This window comes from Pelagovum sp. HNIBRBA483 (assembly GCF_040931995.1).
Lineage (GTDB): Bacteria > Pseudomonadota > Alphaproteobacteria > Rhodobacterales > Rhodobacteraceae > JAEPMR01.
Map to the genome: position 1 here is coordinate 1522769 of NZ_CP162412.1, position 23363 is coordinate 1546131.

The 23363-nt window shown below is 60.5% G+C and carries 20 protein-coding genes; 14 read left to right on the forward strand and 6 right to left on the reverse strand.

Translation table 11 applies throughout. From position 1 onward, the window contains the following. Window positions 1-3: 3 nt before the first annotated feature. Window positions 4-1137 (forward strand): FAD-dependent monooxygenase, encoded by a 1134-nt coding sequence (locus tag AB1E42_RS07550; RefSeq protein ID WP_368343640.1) that lies wholly within the window; start codon window positions 4-6, stop codon window positions 1135-1137. Here the strand turns inward: AB1E42_RS07550 and xth are convergent, their stop codons facing one another. Continuing rightward, window positions 1138-1920, reverse strand: a complete 783-nt coding sequence (gene xth, locus AB1E42_RS07555; RefSeq protein WP_368343641.1) for an exodeoxyribonuclease III — start codon at window positions 1918-1920, stop codon at window positions 1138-1140. It lies immediately after the preceding gene. Window positions 1921-2329: 409 nt separating this feature from the next. Here xth and AB1E42_RS07560 point away from each other — a divergent pair, with 409 nt between their 5' ends. Next, the gene (locus AB1E42_RS07560; RefSeq protein WP_368343642.1) at window positions 2330-2836 is read left to right on the forward strand and encodes a hypothetical protein; all 507 of its coding nucleotides are present in this window, start codon (window positions 2330-2332) and stop codon (window positions 2834-2836) included. Window positions 2837-2838: 2 nt separating this feature from the next. Further along, window positions 2839-3861, forward strand: coding sequence for a hypothetical protein (locus AB1E42_RS07565; RefSeq protein WP_368343643.1), 1023 nt, complete (start codon window positions 2839-2841; stop codon window positions 3859-3861). A 129-nt stretch (window positions 3862-3990) separates the two neighbouring features. On the opposite strand, the gene AB1E42_RS07570 is transcribed toward AB1E42_RS07565, so the two are convergent. Then, on the reverse strand, window positions 3991-4491 hold the full coding sequence (locus AB1E42_RS07570) for a flavin reductase family protein (protein WP_368343644.1): 501 nt from the start codon (window positions 4489-4491) through the stop codon (window positions 3991-3993). A gap of 18 nt (window positions 4492-4509) precedes the next feature. Beyond that, on the reverse strand, window positions 4510-5406 hold the full coding sequence (locus AB1E42_RS07575; protein ID WP_368343645.1) for an aldo/keto reductase family oxidoreductase: 897 nt from the start codon (window positions 5404-5406) through the stop codon (window positions 4510-4512). Window positions 5407-5613: 207 nt separating this feature from the next. Between AB1E42_RS07575 and AB1E42_RS07580 the strand changes: the two genes are divergently transcribed. The 7 genes from AB1E42_RS07580 (at window position 5614) to tal (ending at window position 11292) form a co-directional block, all read left to right on the forward strand. Continuing rightward, complete coding sequence (locus tag AB1E42_RS07580; RefSeq protein WP_368343646.1) at window positions 5614-6513, forward strand: NAD(P)-dependent oxidoreductase; 900 nt, start codon at window positions 5614-5616, stop codon at window positions 6511-6513. Window positions 6514-6573: 60 nt separating this feature from the next. Beyond that, window positions 6574-7017 (forward strand): type II 3-dehydroquinate dehydratase, encoded by a 444-nt coding sequence (aroQ, locus tag AB1E42_RS07585; RefSeq protein WP_368343647.1) that lies wholly within the window; start codon window positions 6574-6576, stop codon window positions 7015-7017. After that, window positions 7017-7805 carry an HpcH/HpaI aldolase/citrate lyase family protein gene (locus AB1E42_RS07590; protein WP_368343648.1) on the forward strand — a complete coding sequence of 263 codons (789 nt, stop codon included), beginning with the start codon at window positions 7017-7019 and terminating at the stop codon, window positions 7803-7805. The genes aroQ and AB1E42_RS07590 overlap by 1 nt, the downstream gene beginning before the upstream one ends. Continuing rightward, the gene (ade, locus tag AB1E42_RS07595) at window positions 7792-9486 is read left to right on the forward strand and encodes an adenine deaminase (protein ID WP_368343649.1); all 1695 of its coding nucleotides are present in this window, start codon (window positions 7792-7794) and stop codon (window positions 9484-9486) included. The genes AB1E42_RS07590 and ade overlap by 14 nt, the downstream gene beginning before the upstream one ends. Beyond that, window positions 9483-10013, forward strand: a complete 531-nt coding sequence (locus AB1E42_RS07600) for an N-acetyltransferase family protein (RefSeq protein WP_368343650.1) — start codon at window positions 9483-9485, stop codon at window positions 10011-10013. The genes ade and AB1E42_RS07600 overlap by 4 nt, the downstream gene beginning before the upstream one ends. 53 nt (window positions 10014-10066) lie before the next feature. Next, on the forward strand, window positions 10067-10261 hold the full coding sequence (locus AB1E42_RS07605; protein ID WP_368343651.1) for a hypothetical protein: 195 nt from the start codon (window positions 10067-10069) through the stop codon (window positions 10259-10261). Between the two features lie 89 nt (window positions 10262-10350). Continuing rightward, window positions 10351-11292: a transaldolase gene (gene tal / locus AB1E42_RS07610; RefSeq protein ID WP_368343652.1), complete on the forward strand. Its 942-nt coding sequence runs from the start codon at window positions 10351-10353 to the stop codon at window positions 11290-11292. Window positions 11293-11323: 31 nt separating this feature from the next. Here tal and AB1E42_RS07615 read toward each other — a convergent pair whose 3' ends face one another. Both AB1E42_RS07615 and AB1E42_RS07620 read right to left on the reverse strand, forming a co-directional pair. Then, entirely contained in the window at window positions 11324-12154 is an 831-nt protein-coding gene (locus AB1E42_RS07615) for a 3-keto-5-aminohexanoate cleavage protein (protein ID WP_368343653.1), read from the reverse strand. 216 nt (window positions 12155-12370) lie between these two features. Beyond that, on the reverse strand, window positions 12371-13648 hold the full coding sequence (locus AB1E42_RS07620; RefSeq protein WP_368343654.1) for an MFS transporter: 1278 nt from the start codon (window positions 13646-13648) through the stop codon (window positions 12371-12373). A gap of 84 nt (window positions 13649-13732) precedes the next feature. Here AB1E42_RS07620 and AB1E42_RS07625 point away from each other — a divergent pair, with 84 nt between their 5' ends. The 4 genes from AB1E42_RS07625 (at window position 13733) to AB1E42_RS07640 (ending at window position 22647) form a co-directional block, all read left to right on the forward strand. After that, on the forward strand, window positions 13733-14410 hold the full coding sequence (locus tag AB1E42_RS07625) for an ArsR/SmtB family transcription factor (protein WP_368343655.1): 678 nt from the start codon (window positions 13733-13735) through the stop codon (window positions 14408-14410). A gap of 368 nt (window positions 14411-14778) precedes the next feature. After that, window positions 14779-19326, forward strand: coding sequence for an SdrD B-like domain-containing protein (locus tag AB1E42_RS07630; RefSeq protein ID WP_368343656.1), 4548 nt, complete (start codon window positions 14779-14781; stop codon window positions 19324-19326). Between the two features lie 110 nt (window positions 19327-19436). Then, window positions 19437-21170, forward strand: a complete 1734-nt coding sequence (locus tag AB1E42_RS07635; RefSeq protein ID WP_368343657.1) for a type I secretion system permease/ATPase — start codon at window positions 19437-19439, stop codon at window positions 21168-21170. Window positions 21171-21174: 4 nt separating this feature from the next. Further along, window positions 21175-22647, forward strand: coding sequence for an HlyD family type I secretion periplasmic adaptor subunit (locus tag AB1E42_RS07640; RefSeq protein ID WP_368343658.1), 1473 nt, complete (start codon window positions 21175-21177; stop codon window positions 22645-22647). Here the strand turns inward: AB1E42_RS07640 and AB1E42_RS07645 are convergent. Next, entirely contained in the window at window positions 22644-23309 is a 666-nt protein-coding gene (locus AB1E42_RS07645) for a hypothetical protein (RefSeq protein ID WP_368343659.1), read from the reverse strand. The genes AB1E42_RS07640 and AB1E42_RS07645 overlap by 4 nt on opposite strands. Window positions 23310-23363 lie beyond the last annotated feature (54 nt).

The window sequence follows — 23363 nt, forward strand, 5'->3', positions numbered from 1 at the left end:
CCGATGCAGCAAAGTTTGAAGGGCCGCTCGGTTGCCGTCATTGGCGGAGGACTGGGCGGCCTTTCTGCGTCTTTGAGCCTGCGGGCCTTCGGCGCGGATGTCACCGTTTATGAGCAGGCCGAAGCGCTGCGCGAGGTTGGTGCGGGTATTCAGCTGACGCCGAACGCCGTGCGGGTGCTGAATGCGCTGGGGCTGGCGGGAGCATTGGAAGGTGTGTCCGTCCGCTCTAAGGCGCTGGTGCCGGTTGACGCGCATTCTGGGAGAGTGCTGGCGCGGTTCTCACTTGATAAGGTCAGTGCGGATGCGCCGTATCGCTTCATTCACCGCGGAGCGTTTCTGGCGCTTATGGCAGAGGCCGGGCGGGCACGGGGCGTGGTGATCAAGACGGGGCAGGCGGTGCAGGCTGAAGATCCCGCTTTGGCAGGGTATGATCTGGTCATCGGGGCGGAAGGACTGCATTCAAAGAGCCGAAGCCGCCTGAATGGTGCTGATGAGCCGTTTTTCACGGGTCAAGTTGCGTGGCGGGCGGTCTTGCCTATTGCAGCGGCACCTGAGGCGCGGGTCTGGATGGGCAAGGGCAAGCATGTTGTGAGCTATCCGTTATCATCCGACAGCCTCAATATCGTCGCGGTGCAGGAGCGCACAGATTGGGCCGCGGAGGGTTGGCATTATCGGGACGATCCTGCGCATTTGCGCGTGGCATTTGATGATTGTGGGACTGCGTTGCGCGAGCTGTTGGCGCAGGTGGAGAACGTGGCGCTGTGGGGCCTGTTCCGCCATCCTGTTGCGGCGCGGTGGCATGACGGGGCGCGGCTGGCACTGCTGGGCGATGCGGCGCACCCGACGCTGCCGTTTCTGGCGCAGGGGGCGAATCTGGCCATCGAGGATGGCCATGTTTTGGCACGGTGTCTGGCTGGGGAGGAGGCGCAAGACAAAGCGCTTGCCATCTATGAGGCGCAGCGGAAACCCCGTGTGAGCCGCGCCATTGCCGAGGCCAATGCCAATGCGAAACGCTATCACATGGGGCCTTTGATGGGGATGGGTCGCGCTGTGGTGATTGGCGCGTTCGGGGCGCTGGCACCGGAACGGTTTTTGGCGCGCTATGATTGGCTCTACGGCTTCGACGTCACTGCTTGATCAGGCGTCGAGATCGACCCAGACCGGCACGTGATCGGAGGGTTTCTCGCGGCCGCGCATTTCGCTTTCGATCCAGCAATCGCGCAAGAGGTCTGCGCATTGCGGTGTCAGCAGGAAATGGTCGATGCGGATGCCATCATTACGCTGCCACGCACCTGCCTGATAATCCCAGAAAGAGTAATGCCCGGGGCCGTGTGTGCAGGCGCGAAAAGCTTCCGTCATTCCAAGGTTCAAGATCTCTCGGAAGGCGGCGCGGCTGGCGGGGCGGAAAAGTGCATCTTCGCGCCATGCGTCAGGGCGGGCGGCGTCTTCGGCTTGGGGGATGATGTTGTAATCGCCCGCCATCAACGCGGGCATTTCGGCGGCCAGAAGCGCCTCGGCGCGGGCTTTCAGACGGGCCATCCACGCCAGTTTGTAATCGTATTTCGGACCCGGCACCGGATTGCCATTGGGCAGGTACAACCCGCAAATCCGCAGCGCCTGACGGTCTCCCGTGACGGTCGCCTCGATCCAGCGGGCCTGCTCATCCGTATCGTCCCCCGGAAGGCCACGGCTCACATCCTCGAGCGGATATTTGGACAGGATCGCCACGCCGTTGAAGCTCTTTTGTCCATGAGTTTCAACGTTGTAGCCCTTATCCTCGATCTCCTGACGGGGGAAGTTCTCGTCCACCGACTTGATCTCCTGCAACAGCGCAATGTCGGGCGCGGACTCGTCGAGCCAGCGCAGGAGTGTCTCGTAACGGGCCTTGATTCCGTTGATGTTGAAGGTCGCGATTTTCATCGGGGTCTCCGCCTGTTTGCCCCTTTGTGGACGGTCCCGCCGCGCGGCACAAGGGGGATGCGACGCGACGGGCTGACCGAGGGGCATCGGAGCACCACGCGCCCCGTGCCGCAGCGCAGAAAAAGAGGGGAATCTGCGGTGAAATTCGGGGGCACAAGTGATGCACAATCCATGCACATCCTATGCATATCGCACCCGCAGAAAGTTAACGGAAAATTTAGCTGCACTGCGGCGGGGCGATGCTGATACACATTCCAATATTGGAGAGGGCGGAAACCGGTCGTTCGCTGCGACTGCGAAACCCGCGATGACGGGACATCATAGCCGACCTTCAATTCCAACAGATTCAGCGTACATTTGTGCAATTCGAAGATGGTGACCGAGTTTTGTAATTCCGATAAGAAGTGGCATGCTAGATCAAACCGAGAAATCATCTTTGATGGCATCATTGAGCGCCTTGGGCCAAGATTTGATGCAGCAAGCGCATGACGCGCAGGGACAATTGTTGAGTAAGACCCAGCACGCGGTTTCAATTTCTGACCCGCAAGTTCGTCAAAGCGTGCAGTCCAAACTTGACCATTCAGTCAATCTGCTCGCCATTGCGAATATTATGGCAATTTTCGAATATCACTTTCCTCGAAAGTATTGGGTTAAGACTTACAACGACCCTAAGCTGACAAAGCAATTGAGGGCGTTCAAGCACATGCAACATTGTGCAATCTACGGCTTCACCGGTGTCCGCGCTACAAACAACCGGGTCGACTTCGACCGCGTATTCTCAGCGTCTTCAAAACCCAACTGGATAGCGAGCCTATCGGACGACGAATTGTTCCTTAGCAACGGAGCCGCCGCGCATGTATATCAGGTCGTTCGAACTGCATGGGAGCGTGCCATCGTGGCCGTCCACCAGATGTGATCATGACTGTCGACCGCAACATTACAAAGTACTTTGGATTTTGGCCGGCCCCACCAAATTACTTTGAACCTGCAGAACTCTCGACAAACAGTGAAGGGTACATTTCGGATTCGACCAAGTCTCAGCTTCTAGAAAAGATCGTCGAGATCGAAAGACCTGGCTGGAAAATTGCGGTGACGGGAGACTATCTTTGTATGCTTCACTTGGACGAAATTGAAAGTGCCCTGCGAGCAGAACGGGAACACAACCAATCAGCGGACATAGCAAACTTGCGGCTGGGCGTCTCTCGAAGCGCCAGATTTGAATACGTTGAAGCACTCAGCGCTCTGAACTTCCTATTGTTTTGTGCCCGCTTTACCGGTCGAGGCGACTACACAATCCATGACTACTTTGAGCTCACCACTTGGCTTATCAGTCGGTTTCACTATGGAAGTGACGGTCTGGCTATTAAAGGAGGTGCGTTTAGCAGACCTCCACAACAACAACTCAGGCGTATTCGCGCGCTGAAAGTTGAAGCGCCGCAAGATCGCTTCCCGATAGACCTGAATGTCTTTCGCGATGCAATTTCGTATTGGGAAGTCTTGTATGATGCTGATCTTTTGTCGACCGCATCTGTTGGTTCAAAGCTGATTTCGGAGCACAGAAAAGAAGATTTTCGGGCTTGCGTGGGCCTTACTTGGTTCGAAATTGAGAAATGGCTTACCCCATTTGCCGAACATGCTGGCCTGAACGTGTACCAGTATCGACAAGGCAATGTCCGTCGAGACCGCAGAACTGGTCAGCCAATGTACAAAATGATCTCGACAGTCATCGATGACTTCCCAGAAGGGACTTGGATTTATGCCAATGCCGATGACTTGCGGAATGTCGCGTGGCTCCGCAACCAAGTTGCGCACAAAGGTTACATGCCCTCTCGTCCAGAGTCTGCGAACGCGATCAACGTATTCATGAGAGTTTTGAACTTTCGATCGGGACTATGTTTGAGGGCCGATACGAACCCAACCCCCACATCTGGCGTCAGTTGAATTGACCAAGCAGTGAGCTTTATTTTCCGCTTCAGGGATGCTGCGCCGCCGAAATGTGATGCTTCGCAGAGTTCCGCATGGGGCCGTCCATGACCACAAGCTCAAACTAACGCCCGCAGCGCCCCCAACTCACCCCCCATCCCGAAACCCGCCATATCTCCCACCGTGGAACACCAGCCCGTTGCCTTCTCTCGTGCGCACGTCAGTCACCCGTCCGACGATGATCAGGTGATCTCCGGCGTCGTGGGTGGCTTCGCGGCTGCAGATAAACGTGGCGAGGCAGTTTTCGATGATGGGGGTTCCGTTGGCGCTTTCGTGCCACGCGAGCCCGTCGAAGGCATTCACGTGGCGTGTGAAGGCGGCAGCGATGTCGCGTTGGGCTTCGGACAGCACGTGGATGGCGTAGTGGGGGGCTTCCGCAAAAATCGGGAAGCGGCCCGCGCTTTTGGCCGGCGACCAGAGCACCAAGGGCGGGTCGAGTGACACCGAGGCGAAGCTGTTGGCGGTGATGCCGGCTGGCCCCTCCGGCCCTTGTGCCGTGATCACGGTGACGCCCGTTGCGAAACGGCCCAGCGCATGGCGGAAGGCCATCGGGTTCGTCGCCGGATCGAATGCGGTGTCGTCGGTCATCAGGGCGGTGTCCATCATTTAGGGAACGGGGTGGCCGAGGGCGGAGGTGTAGATATCGAACCATGCTTCGCGGTCCATCGGGACATCGAACGCTTGCGAGAAGCTTTTGATCCGAGAAATCTGGTTGCTGCCCATGATCGGCATGATTTTGGCGGGGTGGGCGAGGAGCCATGCAATTGCCACGGCACCGCTGTCAAATCCGGTGCGGACGGCGAATTTGCTGATGGCCTGACGGAGGCGCGCGGTGGCGGGATCATCGCCAAAGAGCGCGCCGCCAGCAAGGGGGGACCATGCCATGATCGGGGTGTCGTTCATCTGGTGGAAAGCGACATCGCCGTTGGTGAAGCCGTGATGGGCGACGACGCTCAGCTCGATCTGGTTGGTGGAGAGCGGGGTGCGCATGGCCGATTGCAGGAGCGACCAGTCATGCGGCTTGAAGTTGGAGACGCCGACTGCGCGGACCTTGCCGGAGAACACCAGAGCATCCAGAGTGGCGCCGGTTTCGTCATGGTTCATGAAGGGATCGGGGCGGTGGATGAGCAGCAGGTCGATGTAATCGGTGCGCATCGCCATCAGCGAATAATCCACCGACTCGAGGATATGGGCGCGGCTGCTATCGTAATGGGGCACGCGCACGCCGCTGTGACGGGCGGAAGGCGCGACGATGCCGCATTTGGTGACGATCTCGATCTTGTCGCGCAGGTGGGTGCCTTCGAGCGCGTCACCGAGCGCGGATTCGGCCTGATAGCCGCCATAGATCGCGGCTTGGTCGATGGTGGTGATTCCCTGATCGAGGCAGGCGTCCAGCTTGTTGCGGATACGTTCGGGCGAGGTGTCGCTGTCGTCCAGCACGCGCCACATCCCGTAAATCAGGCGCGAAAGGGCGAGGTCACGGGTGATATTTATGCGCTCCATCGAGGTCTCCTGCAGTTGCCGCCATTCGGACGCATCCTTGTAGCGCCTTGGGGGGCGCTGTTCAAAACCTCATTTAGGACTATGACTGGCGGCGGCAAACAGGCATTCTGCTGGAGAAATAAATGTCTGAAATTGTTGATGAGATGTCGCCAAGGGAACAGTTTTCGCGGGGGCTATCGCAAGGCTGGCGGAAACGGAGGAGATAACATGCATTACGGTTTTATCGGGCTGGGGAATTTAGGCGGTCATTTGGCGGCGAGCCTGCGGCGGGCGGGGTTCGCGGTGACGGCGTTCGATCTGGACGCATCGCATCGCGCGCGGATGGAAGAATGCGGCGCGGTGTGGGCCGAGAGCGGCCTTAGCGTGGCGCGGGCGGTGGATGCAGTAATCACCTGCCTGCCGTCGCCGCAGGTATCGGAAGCAGTGCTTGAGGAAATCCTGCCGGAAATGGAGGCGGGCAATCACTGGATCGAGATGTCCACCCTCAGCCGTGACGAGATGAAACGGCTCGCGGCGCGGGCAGCGGAATTTGGTGTGCGGGCGATGGAACTGCCGGTGACGGGCGGGGTGCATCTGGCGGCGCAAGGAAAGATCACCATGCTGGCTGGGGGTGATGACGACCTCTTTGAAGCGCATAAACCCGCGCTGGAGGCGATGGGCGACAAGATCTTCCACATGGGGCCATTGGGCAATGCGGCGATCATCAAGGTGATTACCAATATGCTGGCGTTTATCCATCTGAAGGCCTGCGGTGAGGCGTTGATGCTCGCCAAGCGTGGCGGGCTGGACCTTGGGCAGGCGTGGGAAGCAATTCGCGCGTCATCAGGCAATTCCTTCGTGCATGAAACCGAAGGTGCGCTGATCCTCAACGGCTCTTATGACATCGCGTTCAACATGGACTTGGCGCTGAAGGATCTGGGCTTTGCGATGGGCTTTGGCCGCGAGTTCGGGGTGCCGCTGGAACTGGCGGGTGCAACGCAGCAGACCTATGTGGCGGCGAAAGCGGCCTATGGCGGGGATGCGCAATCACCGATGATCGCGAAACTGTTGGAGGACTTGCTCGACACTGATCTGCGGGCGCCGGGATTCCCTGCGCGGCTTGAATAGCGGGTTGACGTGGCTGGGTCTGGGGTGTCCAACAGAGGAAACGGACAAACGGACGGACCCATGCCGAAACTGATAACGATCCTCAATGGCCCGAACCTCAACCTGCTGGGCAAGCGCCAGCCGGAGGTTTACGGCCATGAAACGCTCGACGATGTGAAGCGTGCTTGCACGGCGTTGGCCGCCGAGCTGGGCTATGACATCGACTTCCAGCAGAGCAATTACGAGGGCGGATTGGTCGAGATGATCCATGCGGCGCGGGAGACATCGGCCGCGATCGTGATCAACCCTGCGGCCTATACGCATACCTCTGTTGCCATTCTGGACGCGCTCAATGCGTTCGACGGGCCAGTGGGCGAGGTGCATATCTCTAACGTTCACAAGCGCGAGGCGTTCCGGCATCATTCCTATGTGTCGCAGCGCGCCGACTTCGTGATCGCGGGGGCGGGCACGGAAGGATATTTACTGGCGCTGCGGCGGGTGGCGAGCCTTGTGGGGGGCATGTGATGGAATTGCCGAAGAACGCATTCAAAGCCGCGCTGAAGGCAGGTGAGCAGCAGATCGGGCTATGGAACACGCTGGGCGGCAACACCGTGCCGGAAGCGCTGGCGGGGATCGGCTATGACTGGATCGTGGTTGATACCGAGCACGCTGCACGGGGCGTAATGGACGTGCTGCCCGCTTTGCAGGCGATGGCGGCCTATCCGCGCACGACGCCGGTGGTGCGGGTTGTCGAGAACAGTGCCGCAACCATCAAGCGGGTGCTGGATTTTGGCGCGCAGACGATCCTTGTTCCTTATGTGCAAAACGCCGAAGAGGCCGAAGCGGCTGTGCAAGCAGTGCGCTATCCGCCCGCAGGGATGCGCGGCGTGGCCGGTGGCACGCGGGCGGGGCGCTACGGACAGATCAAGGATTACCATGCGCGGGCCAATGAGGAGATTTGCTTGATCGTTCAGGTGGAAACGCTGGAAGCGGCCGATCATCTGGAAGACATCGCGCTGACGGACGGGGTTGATGGTGTGTTCATCGGGCCTGCCGACCTGTCGGCCAGCATGGGCTATCCGGGCCAGGCGGGGCATCCGACGGTAAAGGAAAAGATCGCCGAATTGATCGGGCGCTTGAACGCGGTGAAAGTGCCTGCGGGCATTCTTGCAACCGATCCGGCCTATGCGAAAACCTGTATCGAGCTGGGCACTGCCTTTACCGCTGTTGGTCTGGACCTGCCGTTGATGCTGAACGCGGCGCGTGGGCTCGCGGCGGAGTTTGGACGAGGGCCGGCGGATGGCACGGCTTAAGGACAGGATTGCCCAAGGGCGCGGTGATGCGCCTGCCGATTTGGTGCTTAGGGGTGGGCGGGTCTTTGACCTGATCACCGGCGCGTTCCTTGAAGGGGACGTGGCGATTTGTGGTGATACCATCGTTGGCACCTGTGGTGCCTATGAGGGCAAAGAGGTGGTGGATGTTACCGGCCTGACGCTGGTGCCGGGGTTCATCGACACGCATTTGCATGTGGAATCGAGCCTGATCACGCCGTTTGAATTTGACCGCTGCGTGACGCCACGCGGGATCACCACGGCGATATGTGATCCGCATGAGATTGCCAATGTGATCGGGACGGCGGGCATTCGCTACTTTCAGGAGGCGAGCCAGCATCTGTTGATGGATTTGCGGGTGCAGCTTTCCTCCTGTGTGCCATCGACCGATATGGAAACAGCTGGTGCGCGGATCGAGGCGGAGGATCTGGCGCCGTTGATGGGGCATCCCTCTGGCATCGGGTTGGCGGAGTTCATGAATTACCCGGGTGTGATCCACCGTGATCCGGCGGCGCTGGCGAAGCTGCGGCTGTTTGAGGGTGGGCATGTGGACGGGCATTGCCCGATGCTGAGCGGCAAAGACCTCAATGCCTATATCGCGGCGGGGATCAGCACCGAGCATGAGGCGACCACCGCCGAGGAAGCCCGCGAGAAGCTGCAAAAGGGGATACGCGTGCTGATCCGCGAGGGATCGGTGAGCAAGGATTTGGAAGCGCTGGCGGAGGTGCTGACCGAGACGACCGCGCCCTATATGTGCCTTTGTACCGATGACCGGAACCCGCTGGATATCGGAGAGCATGGGCATCTGGATTACATGATCCGGCGGTTGATCGAAAAGGGCGTGCCGCCTCTGGCGGCTTATCGCGCGGCGTCGCTTTCGGCGGCGGAGGCCTTTGGCCTAAAGGATCGCGGTGTGATCGCGCCCGGCAAGCGGGCGGATATTGTGGCGCTTGGGTCTTTGGAGGCCTGTGACGCGCAAATGGTCTTTGCTGGCGGCGTGAGGGCCGATGCGGCGGCGTTTGCGGCACGGGAGGTGATCCCCGTGGTGGGGCGCGGCTCGGTCCATGCGCCGAAGGTCAGCGCGCGGGAGTTCCGCCATGGTGGAAACCATGTGGATACGGATGTGATCGGGGTGATCGAGGGGAAGATCATCACCGATCACCTGTATGTCGATATCGAGATCGAGGATGGCGACAAGCGCCCTGACCGGACGCGCGATCTGGCGCGGATCGCGGTAATCGAGCGGCATGGCAAGAACGGCAACATTGCCACCGGCTTTGTGCGCGGCTTTGGGATCGAGGACGGGGCGATTGCCTCGACCGTGTGCCATGACCATCACAACATCGCCTGCGTGGGGATGAATTACGACGATATGGCGGTGGCGGCGAACCGGCTTTCGGAGATCGAGGGCGGGTTTGTCGTGGTGCAGAACGGTATGGTGTTGGCCGAGCTGGCGCTGCCGGTGGCAGGGTTGATGAGCCTTGAGAGCTTTGAGGTGGTGCGCGAGCGGCTGGTGGCGCTGCGCACCGGCGCGCGGCGGTTGGGGGTGCGGCTGGAGGAGCCGTTCTTGCAACTGGCGTTCCTCGCGCTGCCGGTGATTCCGCGGCTGAAGATCACGGATCGTGGTATGGTGGATGTGATGAAGTTCGAGATTATCGGATGAGTGGAATTCTCATCAGGGATGCGACCGAGGCGGATATTCCTGCGCTGACGGTGATCCATAACTGGGGCGTGCGGGAAACGACCGCGCTGTGGACCACGCAGGAGGTCGATGCGGGCGAGCGCCGCGCGTGGCTGGAAGAGCGCCGTCGCGCGGGATTGCCTGTGCTCGTCGCGGAATCGGAGGCGGGGGTCTTTGTGGGATATGCGGCCTATATGCCGTGGCGGGCGAAGGACGGCTACCGACTGACGGTGGAGCATTCGGTCTACGTCAGTCCCGGATATGCGGGGAAAGGAATCGGCCGGGCCTTGATGCGCGAGCTGGTCGAACGGGCGCGGGCGCAGGGCCTCCATGCGATGGTTGGGATGATCGAGGCGGAGAACGCGGCCTCTATCGCCTTGCACGAGCGCTTCGGATTTGAGATCGTTGGGCAGATGCCGCAAGTGGGCCAGAAATTCGGGCGGTGGCTCAACCTGACGATCATGCAGTTGACCTTGGATGGAAGAGAGACGCCAGAAACGCCTCTTTAATTATCCACAAAGTTGATTTATTACTTCCGCGCAAACAGAAAAGGAGAATGATCATGTCCGCGACTTACCGTTGTGACAAATGCGGGATGGGGGTGAATGCCACCTGTGCCGACTGTAACGAGCCGCTGGTGAATGACACGCTCACCAAGGATGATGGCAGCACGGTGCAGATTTCGCGCTGCCCAAAATGCGAGGGCAAGATCAAGTCTCCGATGTGCTGCGGGCAGGATATGACCTGCGCGATCTGAGCTTGCATTGAATAACCCCGGCGCGTGGGGTAGCACGCGCGTGTGCGCCGCCGGTGGGGCGGCGCAAGACCCCGGACAGGAGTAAGAGAATGGCCAGCAGCCTGAGCCAGTTGCGCGAAATGACAACCGTTGTGGCCGATACCGGCGATGTGGATGCGATCAGGGCGTTGAAGCCGATCGACTGCACCACCAACCCGAGTATCATCCTCAAGGCGTTGCAAAGCCCGGCTTTCGAGGCGCTTGTCACGAAGGAGATCGAGGCAGGCAAGGCGGCAGGCAAGAGCCCCGAGGACATCGCCTTCGCGCTGACGATTGGCGTGGGAACGGAGCTGGCAGGCTTGGTGCCGGGGAAGGTATCCACCGAAGTGGACGCGAACCTGTCGTTCAACACCGAAGCCTCTGTCGCCAAGGCGCGGGCGCTGGTGAAGGCGTATGAGGAAAACGGCGTTGGCCGTGAAAAGATCTTCATCAAGCTGGCCTCTACTTGGGAAGGCATCCGTGCCGCCGAGATCCTGCAAGGCGAGGGCATCGAATGTAACCTGACGCTGTTGTTCTGCATGGCGCAGGCAGTGGCCTGTGCGGACGCGGGCGCGTCGCTGATTTCGCCTTTTGTGGGCCGGATCACCGATTTCTATGCGGCACGCGATGGCAAGACCTTCGGGCCGGACGAAGATCCGGGCGTTTTGTCGGTGCGCAGCATTTATGACTACTACAAGTCCAACGGCATCAACACGATCGTGATGGGCGCGTCCTTCCGGAATATCGGGCAGGTCAAGGCGCTTGCGGGCTGCGACCGCCTGACGATTTCGCCCGCGCTGCTGGAAGAGCTGGACGCCGAAGACGCGCCGCTGGAGCGGGTGCTTGCGCCGGAGAACGCCTCTGGCGTGGCGAAAATTCCGATGAGCGAAGCTGATTTCCGCTGGGCGCTGAACGCTGATGAAATGGCGACGGAGAAGCTTTCGGGCGGTATTCGCCAGTTCGACGCGGACCATCAGAAGCTGCTTAAGCTGATCGCGGAGCGGCTGGCTTAAGCCTTGGCCTAAGCCAGACAAAGTAGACTGTTCAGGAGGCGCGCAGGCCAAGCAGGCTGCGCGCCTCTTTGCATGTAGCGACGGGCCTATCGTGCGCCGCGCAGAGTTCGGCGGCGCGGGCCACCAGCGCGGCGTTTGAGGGGGCGAGGGTGGTGCGGTCGAGCCTCACGTTATCCTCCAACCCCGTGCGGACATGACCGCCCGCAACTATGGCCCATTCATTCAATGTGATCTGATTCCGCCCGATGCCTGCGGCGCACCACGGCGTGCCGGGGGCGAGGCGGTTGAGGGTTTCGATATAAAAATCGAAGGTGGGGCGATCCACCGGCATGGCATTTTTCACGCCCATCACGAATTGCACATAGAGCTGGCCGTAGAGCTTGCCCGCCTTGTGGAGCGCAACCGCCTGATGGATGTGGGAGAGGTCAAACGCCTCGATCTCTGGCGTGACGTGGTAGCGCTGCATCTCGGCGGCGAGCCAGTACACCAGATCGGGTGGATTGTCATAGGTGCGGGTGGGGAAATTCACCGAGCCTACCGAGAGCGAGGCCATATCCGGCGCGAGGGGCAGCATTCCGCCGCGTTCCTTCCCTGCGCCGGAGCGCCCGCCGGTGGAGAACTGGATGATCATATCAGGGCAGTGCTGGTGGATGCCTTCCATCAAGCGGGCAAACTTTTCGGGCTCGGATGACGGGGTTTCATCATCATTGCGGACATGGGCGTGAACGATGCTGGCACCTGCCTCATAGGCGGCATGGGTGCTTTCGACCTGTTCGGTGACGGTGATCGGCACGGCGGGGTTATCGGACTTGTGCGGCAGGGAGCCGGTGATTGCGACGCAGATGATGCAAGGGGTGGTCATGGGAGCTCCGCTCGTTGTTGAAGCAAAGCTAGGGCAGGTGGCGGCGGCTGGCTAGGGGGAGGTGTGCGCCCGAGCCCGAGGGTGGGCGTGTGGCGGCTGGCTCGATGCGCGGAGCTTGGCGTTTGGTTGGCGGCGATGACAACGTGCGAGCGGAATGCGCCCGCCCTTGGGGGCGGGGTCGGGCGCATACCGGATCGCGGTGCGATTCGGTGGTGGTTATTGTGTTTTGCGCGGATGGGTTTCTTTCAATGCCGTGAGCACCCAAAGGCCGGACAGAACCATTGCGCCGCCGGTAAACCAGAAGCCTGCTGCAAGGGTGCCTGTGGCATCTGCAATCAGGCCAATGGCGAGCGCGCCGATGGCGTAGCCCAGATCACGCCAGAAGCGATAAGTGCCGAGCGCTGAGCCGCGCCATGCGGGGTGGGCGAGATCGCCCATCGCGGCGATCAGGGTCGGGTAGAGGAGCGCCATGCCAACGCCTGTGATCACGGCGGCGATGGCCCATGCGGTGACGGTGGCGAGGAGGGGAAAGGCAAAGACGCCAGCCGCACAAAGGAAGAAGCCTGTTACGATGGGGATTTTGCGGCCGATACGGTCTGACAGGGGGCCGGTCCAGAGCTGGCTCGCGCCCCAGACGAGGCCGTAGAGGCCGGTGATCCATCCGATCTGGATCAGGCTTGCGCCTTTGGAGATGAGGAACGCGGGCACCAGCGCCCACATCAGCGCATCGACGAATTTTTCAACGCTACCTGCCTGTGAGAGCGCCATGAAGCTGCGGTTGCGCCATGTGACGAGCGCGAAGATTTGCGCGGTGGTTGGGTTTGCTGGGCCTTGGGCATAGCTGCCGGTTGCGGTGGGGGTGGCGCTCAGGCGGGCGGCCTCGGCGCGGGCGAAGGGCAGCGTTTCGGTAAAAGCGAGGCGGGCGGCGATGAGGGCAAGCAAGATCACCGTCAGGCCGAAAACGAACAGGGTCATCCGCGGGGCGAAGCTGCTGGCAAGCGCGGCGGTAGCGAGCCCCGCCAGCGCGACGCCGCTATAGCCTGCGAACTCGTTGAAGCCCGTGGCGAGGCCGCGCTCGCGGGCGGTGACGATATCCATTTTCGCGGTGACGGTCATTGACCATGCAAAGCCCTGATTGACGCCCAAGAGCACATTCGCCGCGACGATCCAGCCCCATGAGGGCGCCAGAAGGATCATGAAAGGGATCGGGAGTGCCACGAGCCAGCCCCAGATCAGCACCGGCCTGCGGCCGACACGTTCAGACAGGCGGCCAGAGACGAAATTCATCGCGCCTTTCACCACGCCGAAGGACACCACGAAGGCCATCAGCGCGGTGACGGAGCCTTGCGCCACGCCGAACTCGCTTTCCGCCAGCGCGGGGATCACGGTGCGTTGCAGGCCGATGGTGAGGCCCACGAAGAGGACTTGCAGGAGTTGCTCGGCGAAGGGGCGGAGGTTGGCGCGCAGGCCGAGGGCATAGTCTTTTTCGGGCAAGGGGCCGTCTCCTCGGTTGCAAATATTGGCCTGCTTGATAACATTCAAGCAATTACTTGAATGATTATGGTGTGGAGGCGGGCGATGTCAACAGGGGCAAAAATGGCGCTGCTGGAGGAATATGCCTCCATCGCGCGGGTGCTTGGGACGCCGGCGCGGCTGCAAATGCTGGAAGCATTGGCGCAGACCGAGCGTGGGGTGGAGGCGCTGGCGGAGCGGACGGGATTAAGCGTGGCAAACTGCTCGCAGCATTTGCAGCAATTGCGGCGCGCGGGGCTTGTCACTGGGCGGCGCGACGGCAAGCAGGTGATCTACGCGCTTGCGGATGAGGCGGTGCTGGGCGTGATGGCAGGGCTGAAGGTGCTTGCCACGCGCAACAAGCAACAGGTGCGTGACATCCTTGCAGCGCTCGTGGGAGATACTGGCGAGACAGAAGCGGTGAGCCGCGCATGGTTGGAGCCGCGCTTGGCGGACGGGCGGGTGACGGTTCTGGATGTGCGCCCCGAGGACGAGTTCAATGCAGGACATATTTCCGGCGCCTACCGATTGCCGCCGGAGCAGATCGAAGCCGCTGCTGCGCATTTGCCCAAACTGGTGGAGGAGGTGATTGCGTATTGCCGTGGGCCATACTGCATTTACGCCGAGCAGGCAGCGGCGGCACTGCGGCGCACGGGGATACGCGCACGGGTGATGGAGGGGGGCTTCCCCGAGTGGCGGCGTGAGGGACGACCCGTAACGCACGAATTTGATAACGCCCCCTAGCGAGGCTGAATGCTTAACGTGACGTCAACGAAACGTTCTGTTTCGTTGACTTGTAGCGGTTTGGTCTGGTATCCTTTTTGGTGAATAATATAATAATAACTATCGCATAAATTGAATATATTGCGTTTCCTGCGAGTTGCATTTGACCGCGTGAACCATTTTTCAAAAGCCCGACGCGGGCGTGGTAGAGGCAGGTTTAAGACAGGCAATAAACCCCGCGCAGGGTGTTTGAGAGTATGCCTGTCGGTGTTGTTGGGATTTCTGACAGGCGCGTTTTAATTGAACCGCGGGGGGCTGGTTCGCATGGAAAAACGATCGTTTGATACGGTTTTGCGCCGACCTCCGAATAGGCTTTGGGGGAGGCTGCAATGGCAACGGATTCGACAAGTGAGGTCATTCTAAGCGACGAGGAACTGTTCCGCGTCAGCACGGATTTAGAAGATTACGCACCTGGATCGACCGCGATCATCACCGCCGAGGGCGTTGATGTGGGCGGGTCTGTCACGTTCGAGGTGGAGCATGTCACCGATGCGGGTGAGGACGGTGTTTACGGCACTGCCGATGATACCACTGTAGACCTTGGCGGTGACGGTCATGACAGTTGGACGGTCGTGGACGGCGGGGAAGGTGATCTGGATGGCGAGGCCAATGGGGCCATCGTCACCAGCTGGTATGTGAACCCCGACGACAGCCTCGACGAGACGTTCCTCCTCAGCGCGGATGACGGGACGGACGTGACCTATGATAGTTTTACGGATAGCCACACGCCGGAGCTTGAGGCTGTTGTGGATAACGATCCTGATGCTGATTACCTGCCGCTTTTGAACTGGAACGACCACGGCACGATTGGCGATGCATGGTTCGTTCAGGGGCATGTACACGATACAGACAGCACCGGAACCGGCAATATCCTGCCGTTCGTGCGGATTCAGAGCACGGAATCGGAGGAGGGATATAATTCTTCCTATCGTCCGACCGAGTTTGACGAAGATACCAATGACAACTGGAACCATGATCTCCTGTTAGAGCAGATCCCGATCGTCACTGGGATTGACGTCGACCTTGACGGGATCATTGATGTGGCGGAAGGCGAGGCTTTCTACCAGTTTCGGCTCGATCTGAACGAGAAGAACAGCACACAAGGCGTGCATGTGTCACTGGACGAGCTGCAAATCTACCTTGGCACCTCGGGCGGCTATCATGATTTTACCATTGATGAGGGGTTCTATAACGGCGACGACACGTTGGACTCTTTGTCGGTTTACAATCTCGATGCGACCTTTGGTGAGGATGTCTATATCCTGATCAACGACGTTGAGCCGGGGAGCGGTCGCTCGGATATGTATTTCTACCTGTCGGTGGATGATGTCGCAGCCGCGACGGGTGGCGATGATGAGTGGACGCATCTCTATCTCTATTCGAAATTCGGCGAGAACCATGCGTCTGATGCGACCTTCGAGGAATGGTCCGTCAGCAAATGGGCTGCCATTGATCTGGAGAAATACGTCAGCGTTGACGGGCAAACGTCGTGGCATGATGCTGACAGCGCTACGGGGCCGGAAACCTACGAGGGTGATGACGTCTGGTTCAAGTTCACCATCGAGAATACGGGCAACGTTGATCTGACGAATGTGTCCCTGACGGATGACATTTTTGGTGAGTTGCTGCCCGCAGGCTCCGTAGTGGGGATCACTGGCGATACCGACAGTGACGGCGTTCTGGATTTTGATGAGACATGGGAGCTGATCTACGGGCCGGAGGATGCGATCCTTGGGCAACATGTGAACATTGCGACGGTGACAGCCTCGGCCAGCGGGTTCGATGACCTGAGTGACAGTGATGCAGCGCACTATTTTGGTAATCCGAAGGTCAATATTTTCGGCTCGAAGTTCGAAGACGACGATGGCGACGGGGTGCAGGACGCGGGCGAGGATGCACCGGCGACCTCGTTCCAGATGGGGCTTTATATCGTCACCACGGCTGCTGATGGCAGTGAGAGCGTGAGCGCAGTACAGGCGACGGTTTGGACGGATACGAACGGGGATTTCGCGTTCAACGATCTGGCGCTGCTGGCGGACAATCAGGAATACCGCGTGCGTGAGCTGGGGTATGAGGATGCCGAAGGTGCCTTCGTCGCGATTGATGCGACGGAGAGCGATTGGGTCGCGACGACGGCGAACCCTGTGGACATTGATCCGAGCGCCAATGCGGACGGGATTTACAATATCAGCTTTGGGAATTTCGATCTCTTCGACCTGTCCGGCACGAAATACGAGGACATGGATGGCGACGGGGATATGACGGATGTTGATCCCGGCTGGGGCGGTGTGACCGTGTTCATTGACCAGAACGACAACCAGACGCTGGACGAAGGCGAGCTGTCGACCACCACGGCGGGTAATGGCTCGTGGTCCTTCACGGGGCTGGATGCGTCCTATGCGGGTGGCGTCGTGATGGAGGAGGTGCCGGATGGCTCCTACCAGACCTATGGCAACGCGGGCTATACGGTGACGGGCACTTCTGGCGCGGATCAGTCGGGGCTGGATTTTGCCAATACGAAATACGGCAAGATCACCGTCAAGAAATACATCGACGCGGATGGCGACCTTGGCACGACTGGCGACCAGACGGTGAAAGCGGGCTGGAGCATCGGGCTGTTTGACGCGAATGATGTGCAGATCGGTGCATCGGTGGATACGGATGCCAACGGCGTTGTTGTCTTCGATAACCTTGCCCCGGGCACCTATACGGTGAAGGAAGCAACGCCGGAGGGCTGGAAGGTTCTGGGCGATGCGGAAGTGACGCTGAGCGATCTGGAGTCGGGCTTCGACGAGACTGTGGACTTCTACAACTTCGAGCTCTTTGACCTGTCCGGCACGAAATACGAGGACATGGATGGCGACGGGGATATGACGGATGTTGATCCCGGCTGGGGCGGTGTGACCGTGTTCATTGACCAGAACGACAACCAGACGCTGGACGCAGGCGAGCTGTCGACCACCACGGCGGGTGATGGCTCGTGGTCCTTCACGGGGCTGGATGCGTCCTATGCGGGTGGCGTCGTGATGGAGGAGGTGCCGGATGGCTCCTACCAGACCTACGGCAACGCGGGCTACACGGTGACGGGCACCTCTGGCGCGGATCAGTCGGGGCTGGATTTTGCCAATACGAAATACGGCAAGATCACCGTCAAGAAATACATCGACGCGGATGGCGACCTTGGCACGACTGGCGACCAGACGGTGAAAGCGGGCTGGAGCATCGGGTTGTTTGACGCGGATGGCGTGCAGATCGGTGCATCGGTGGATACGGATGCCAACGGCGTTGTTGTCTTCGATAACCTTGCCCCGGGCACCTATACGGTGAAGGAAGCAACGCCAGAGGGCTGGAAGGTTCTGGGCGATGCGGAAGTGACGCTGAGCGATCTGGAGTCGGGCTTCGACGAGACTGTGGACTTCTACAACTTCGAGCTCTTTGACCTGTCCGGCATGAAGTATGAGGACATGAACGGCGACGGCGACACGACCGGCGATGGCGGCTGGGGCGGTGTGACCGTGTTCATTGACCAGAACGACAACCAGACGCTGGACGAAGGCGAGCTGTCGACCACCACGGCGGGTAATGGCTCGTGGTCCTTCACGGGGCTGGATGCGTCCTATGCGGGTGGCGTCGTGATGGAGGAGGTGCCGGATGGCTCCTACCAGACGCTCGGCAACGCGGGCTACACGGTGACGGGCACCTCTGGCGCGGATCAGTCGGGGCTGGATTTTGCCAATACGCGCTATGGCTCCATCGAGGGCTACAAGTTCTTTGATGTGAGCCGTGATGGGACGTGGGACGCTGACGAGAGCGGTGCGCTGGGGTGGACGATTGAGCTATACCTCGATGATGGCAACGGCACGTTTGGTGCCGAAGACGGTGCGGCGGTTCAAACGGATGTATCGGATGCCGACGGTTTCTGGACCTTCACGGGGCTGGAGATGGGCACCTATTACGTCAAAGAGGTTCTGAAATCGGGCTGGATCCAGACAACACCGGAGATGAATGGCGATGGCTATTTCAAGGTGGTGGTCGACGAGTCTGGTGAGGTGGTGATCTCGGCTGTTGATCAGGCTGGCGCGCTCCCGAATGATGGGCTTCTCTACTTCGGCAACGACATGATCGAGGGGCCGGGGGTGCGGACGCCGGGCTTCTGGAAATCCGACCTCGGCCAGACCTATTGGGACGGCGATGACACCAATGAAGGGATGGTCGAAGGCACGGGCGTTGATTTCCAGAAGGAGGGCGATGAGTTTGCGGAGAATGATCTCTTCGAGTTGAACTATCCGGCCTATTTCGACGGTTTAGATGCGGATGGCGGGATCAACTTTACGCCGGATGCAGGTGATCTTGGTGCCTACCCGACTTATAAGGAAAAGGGCGAGGATCTGCCCTATCTGCTGGTCGGGGATTGGGACTGGAGTGCTTCTGAGACTGGGGACGAAACGGTCCGCGAGTATACGCTTGCCGAAGCGCTTATCGCCCTTGAGGGCGGCGAAGACAGCAAGGGCAAGAACACCGATTATGCCAAGGTTTCGACCGTGGAGCGCGATCTGATTGCGTCGTGGCTCAACCATATGAGCGGGAATGCGGTTGATACGGAAGTCGAGGGACAAACCATCGGCTACTGGATCGATCAGGCCATTCTTTATGTCGAACACGCTGATGGCAAAACCCGCAAGGACGGTAAGACCGAGTGGAATGACGGCGTGGATATTGATGGCGATGACATCATTGATACCGCAGCCGGTTCTGACATCCATACGGCCCTCGACGGTTGGAACAATTGGGGTGTGCTTGCCGGTGAGCAGGTCACATTTGATGCCGATGACGGCCAAGATCTGACGTCACAGGCCTATTACGACGCGGTTGCCTAACGCCTCAGACCGGCCAACTGCGCGATGCTGCGTGGTTTGGCCGGTCGTTGCGATGGCCTTTCGGGCAGGTGGTTCCATGAAGCGACTGGTACGGGTCTAGGGGACGGGTGATGGCACGACGCAAAGCAAGCCCGCTCACGTCACTTTTGCGCGCAATGCGGGGGCAGTGGCCCGCGCTTTTCGTGCTCAGTTTTCTGTCCAACATCCTGTTACTGACAAGCTCAATATACATGTTGCAGGTGTTTGATCGCGTGCTCTCCTCCGGTTCGGTGGATACGCTTTTGTGGCTCACCGTCATCGCGCTGGTGGCTATCGCGACTTATGGCGTGCTAGAATACGCGCGTCGTATGGTGCTGAACCGCACCGGCGCGTGGCTGGAGGCGGAACTGGCGCCGCATGTGATCCGGCGGGCGATTGCGGCACGGCTGGCGCGGGGGCGGTCGGAGGCGGACCTGAATGACGTTGCGGATGTGCGCAATTTCGTGGCGGGTGATGCGATCCTCGCCTTCTTTGACGCGCCTTGGACGCCGGTGTTCATCGCGGTGATCTGGCTCATGCATCCGCTTTTGGGAGTGATTGCCATCGCGGGTGCGGTTGTCCTCCTTGCGGTCGCGTTGCTGAACGATGCGATGACGCGCAAACGCACGGCGGCGGCGGGGCAGCGGGTGCGCAGCGCACGGCGGGACGCGGGGCAATTCATTGGAAACGCCGAGACGCTGGCGGCGCTGGGGATGGTCGGCGCGGTGGTGCAGCGCTGGCGGGCGGGCCATGCGGCGGGTGAAACGCTGGGCCGCGCGGCGGGCGATATGACGGTGCTCCTGTTCAATATCTCGCGCGGGTTACGCTTGGGCTTGCAGGTTGCGATTTTGGGCGCAGCGGCGTGGCTCGTCTTGCAAGGAGAGATGACGGCGGGGGGGATGATCGCGGCGTCGATCATCCTGAGCCGCGCACTTTCGCCCGTGGAGCGGGCAATATCGGCCTGGCGTAGCTATGGCAGCTACCGTGCGGCGAAAGGGCGGCTGGCGCAGCTCTTTGCGGCGACCCGCGCGCCGGAGGAGCGGATCGAGTTGCCGCGCCCAAAGGGGCAGATCAGCCTGCATAATGTGAGCCTGATGGCACCCGCCACCGGAAACCCGATCTTGAAAGGGATCGGCTTCCAACTGGCGGCGGGGCAGGTGTGTGGCGTGCTCGGGCCATCTGGCTCGGGTAAGACGAGCCTTTGCAAGTTGTTGGTGGGCGCATGGGCGCCGTCGATGGGGGTGATCCGACTCGACGGGGCGGATGTGGCCGATTGGGACAGCGAGCGGCTTGGCGCGTATCTGGGCTACTTGCCACAATCGGTGGAATTGTTCAGTGGGACGGTTGCGGAAAACATCGCACGGTTGGGCGCGGTGGATGACCAAGACGTGCTGCGCGCGGCACAGGCGGCGGGCGCACATGAGATGATCCTCTCGCTGCCGGAGGGATACGAGACAGATATCGGCCAGTTTGCCGATCAGATCTCTGGCGGGCAGCGGCAGAGGATCGGCTTGGCGCGGGCGCTTTACGGTGATCCGGCGGTTATTGTGCTGGATGAGCCAAATTCCAACCTTGACGGTATGGGGGAGGCGGCGCTCCTCAAGGCTTTGCAGGGGGTCAAGGAACGTGGCGCGACGGTGATCATCGTCTCGCATCTGCCGCATTTGTTGCGGTTGACCGACCATATCCTTGTTCTGAAGGACGGCGCGATGGCGCGGTTTGGCGCGCGTGACGAGATTTTACAGGAAATGATGCAGGCGGGTAAGAAAGTGCAGCCTGTGCCCCCGACTGGCGCGCCGAATGTTGCGATGAAGGCGGGGGAGTGAGGCGATGGATTTCACCGTGATCTCCAGCAGTTTTGCGCAAGGGATGGAGGAACTGGCTTCGGGCCGCTTGGGACCAGCGGCGCTGTTTGTGATCGGGGCGGCGGCGCTGTGCGTTTCGCTTTTGTGGTTCCTTTTTCGCTTACAGGTGCCGGCATCCGTGGTGGCCTATGAGGGGGCGCCGCTGGCGCGTGTTACGCGGCGCGGGCGGGTGACGGGCGTATTGGCGGCAGTGGTTTTCTTTGGCCTGTTCGGTGTTTGGGCGTGGTATGCGCCGCTTTCCACGGCGGCGGTCGCGCCGGGGGTTGTGAACCCTGACGGCTCACGCAAGACGGTGCAGCACCTCGAAGGGGGGATCATCCGCCGTATCCATGTGCGCGAAGGGGATTACGTCGCGCAGGGGCAGGCGTTGGTCACGCTGGAGAATGTGCGGGCGCTGGCGCGGTTTGACGAGTTGCGCGAGCGGCAGGTTATCCTCCGTGCGACCGAGGCGCGGCTGGTCGCGGAACAGACGGAACAGGAAGCGCCCGATTTTACTTTCCCTGATGAATTGCAAAGCGAGCGGCCGGACCAGATCGCCGAGGCGGTTGCGGGCCAGCGGGCGTTGTTCGAGGACCGGCGGGCGACGCAGGAGGCGCGGGAGCGGATCCTTGCCAGCCGGATGGAGCAATTGCGAGCGGAGATTGCCGGCTTGCGGGAGGTGATTACGGCGCAGGACGGCCAGCAGGCGCTTTTAGCGCAGGAAATTGAGGCGATGCAGGGGCTATATGATCAAGGGCTGCAACGGCTGGCGCCGCTTCTGGCGCTGAAACGGCAGGAGGCGGAGCTGACCGCTGAGCGGGCGAGCCACCGTGCCAGCATCGCGCGGCTGGAACAGCAGATCGGTGAGACGGAGCTGCAACTGCACGCCACGAACCAGCAGAACCGTGAGGCGGTATCTTCGGAACTCGCGGATGTGCGGGCGGAGCTGTCCACAGTGCGCAGCCAAATCCCCGAACGGGCCGATGCGCTGGCGCGGACGCAGGTGACGGCGCCGATTGCAGGGCAGGTGCTGAATGTGCAGGTCACGACGGAGGCGGGTGGTATCTTGCGGCCGGGGGGAGAAATCCTTGATATCGTGCCGGATGACGGTGCGTTGATCATCGAGGCGCGGCTACGTCCGCAGGACATTGATACCGTCTCGCCGGGAATGCAGGCGCGGGTGTTGCTGACCGCCTACACGCAGCGGAACCTGCCGCAAATCTATGGGACTTTGAGGACGATATCAGCGGATAGGCTGGTGGATGAGCGCACGGGGGAGCCGTATTTCCTCGCGCGGGTGCATGTTTCGGCGGAGGCGATGGCGGCGCTTGCGGGGCAGGTGGAACTGATCGCGGGGATGCCTGCGGACGTGATGATCCTGACCGGCGAGCGCACGGTGTTCGATTTCCTGCTCAAGCCGTTTGCCGACAGTCTGCGGCTCAGTTTTCGGGAAAATTAGCGGGTTAGGGTGCGCAGGCGGCGACGGGCGAGTTGCTTGTTGAGAACCGGAACGTCGCTCTTTCGGGCCGCGTATTGCCGCAGGAAGCGGGCCTGTTGCTCAAGCGCGTCGATCTCGGTTTCGGTCAGGAAATAATCATAGCGGTCAAAGGGAAGCCCTTCGGCAAGGGCGGTGGCGATCTCGGCGCGGATACGGCCACCGCCGATCAGCACGACATCTTCGCCGATGAACAAGCGAAACACGCCGATATCACCGTCTGCGGCGGGTTCTTCGGCACCATCGCAGCAGAACGTCGGTTCGATTTTGCCGACGTAATAATTCCCCTCGTGGTGCAGACGAATGCGCGCGGAATCGCCGCCTTCGTTCAGGAGAGCGGCCAATTGACGGTTGCCCTTGATGATGTTCGGCGCGTCGATCCGGCGGGTACGGTCGGTGCTGCCGAGATCGGACATGGGAAAGGTCCAGTCTGAGCGGCGGCGGGAGAAACACAGCGCGACCTTCTTGTTGTCGGCGCTGATGAAGATCTCGGCATAACGGTCGCGGGCGCTCAATTCTGCGCTGAGTGTTTCGTTCAGTTGGAAGCCATAGCGGCGCAAGGTGATCCAGAATTCAGGCTGCACTTCTTCCACATGGGACTGACGGATCCATTTCGTTTCGGTCATCTGTGGTTGGCCTTGCTGCTCATGGTTTCGCGTTGTGCTGCAAGAGGTATGCCA

What these genes read in the sequence shown, in the direction of transcription:
- AB1E42_RS07565 (WP_368343643.1), top strand. Translation starts at nt 2,839, where the DNA reads ATGACTGTCGACCGCAACATTACAAAGTACTTTGGATTTTGGCCGGCC.
- AB1E42_RS07630 (WP_368343656.1), top strand. Translation starts at nt 14,779, where the DNA reads ATGGCAACGGATTCGACAAGTGAGGTCATTCTAAGCGACGAGGAACTG.
- AB1E42_RS07625 (WP_368343655.1), top strand. Translation starts at nt 13,733, where the DNA reads ATGTCAACAGGGGCAAAAATGGCGCTGCTGGAGGAATATGCCTCCATC.
- AB1E42_RS07580 (WP_368343646.1), top strand. Translation starts at nt 5,614, where the DNA reads ATGCATTACGGTTTTATCGGGCTGGGGAATTTAGGCGGTCATTTGGCG.
- aroQ (WP_368343647.1), top strand. Translation starts at nt 6,574, where the DNA reads ATGCCGAAACTGATAACGATCCTCAATGGCCCGAACCTCAACCTGCTG.
- xth (WP_368343641.1), bottom strand. Translation starts at nt 1,920, where the DNA reads ATGAAAATCGCGACCTTCAACATCAACGGAATCAAGGCCCGTTACGAG.
- AB1E42_RS07590 (WP_368343648.1), top strand. Translation starts at nt 7,017, where the DNA reads ATGGAATTGCCGAAGAACGCATTCAAAGCCGCGCTGAAGGCAGGTGAG.
- AB1E42_RS07560 (WP_368343642.1), top strand. Translation starts at nt 2,330, where the DNA reads ATGCTAGATCAAACCGAGAAATCATCTTTGATGGCATCATTGAGCGCC.
- AB1E42_RS07645 (WP_368343659.1), bottom strand. Translation starts at nt 23,309, where the DNA reads ATGACCGAAACGAAATGGATCCGTCAGTCCCATGTGGAAGAAGTGCAG.
- tal (WP_368343652.1), top strand. Translation starts at nt 10,351, where the DNA reads ATGGCCAGCAGCCTGAGCCAGTTGCGCGAAATGACAACCGTTGTGGCC.
- ade (WP_368343649.1), top strand. Translation starts at nt 7,792, where the DNA reads ATGGCACGGCTTAAGGACAGGATTGCCCAAGGGCGCGGTGATGCGCCT.
- AB1E42_RS07640 (WP_368343658.1), top strand. Translation starts at nt 21,175, where the DNA reads ATGGATTTCACCGTGATCTCCAGCAGTTTTGCGCAAGGGATGGAGGAA.
- AB1E42_RS07575 (WP_368343645.1), bottom strand. Translation starts at nt 5,406, where the DNA reads ATGGAGCGCATAAATATCACCCGTGACCTCGCCCTTTCGCGCCTGATT.
- AB1E42_RS07600 (WP_368343650.1), top strand. Translation starts at nt 9,483, where the DNA reads ATGAGTGGAATTCTCATCAGGGATGCGACCGAGGCGGATATTCCTGCG.
- AB1E42_RS07605 (WP_368343651.1), top strand. Translation starts at nt 10,067, where the DNA reads ATGTCCGCGACTTACCGTTGTGACAAATGCGGGATGGGGGTGAATGCC.
- AB1E42_RS07570 (WP_368343644.1), bottom strand. Translation starts at nt 4,491, where the DNA reads ATGACCGACGACACCGCATTCGATCCGGCGACGAACCCGATGGCCTTC.
- AB1E42_RS07550 (WP_368343640.1), top strand. Translation starts at nt 4, where the DNA reads ATGCAGCAAAGTTTGAAGGGCCGCTCGGTTGCCGTCATTGGCGGAGGA.
- AB1E42_RS07635 (WP_368343657.1), top strand. Translation starts at nt 19,437, where the DNA reads ATGGCACGACGCAAAGCAAGCCCGCTCACGTCACTTTTGCGCGCAATG.
- AB1E42_RS07615 (WP_368343653.1), bottom strand. Translation starts at nt 12,154, where the DNA reads ATGACCACCCCTTGCATCATCTGCGTCGCAATCACCGGCTCCCTGCCG.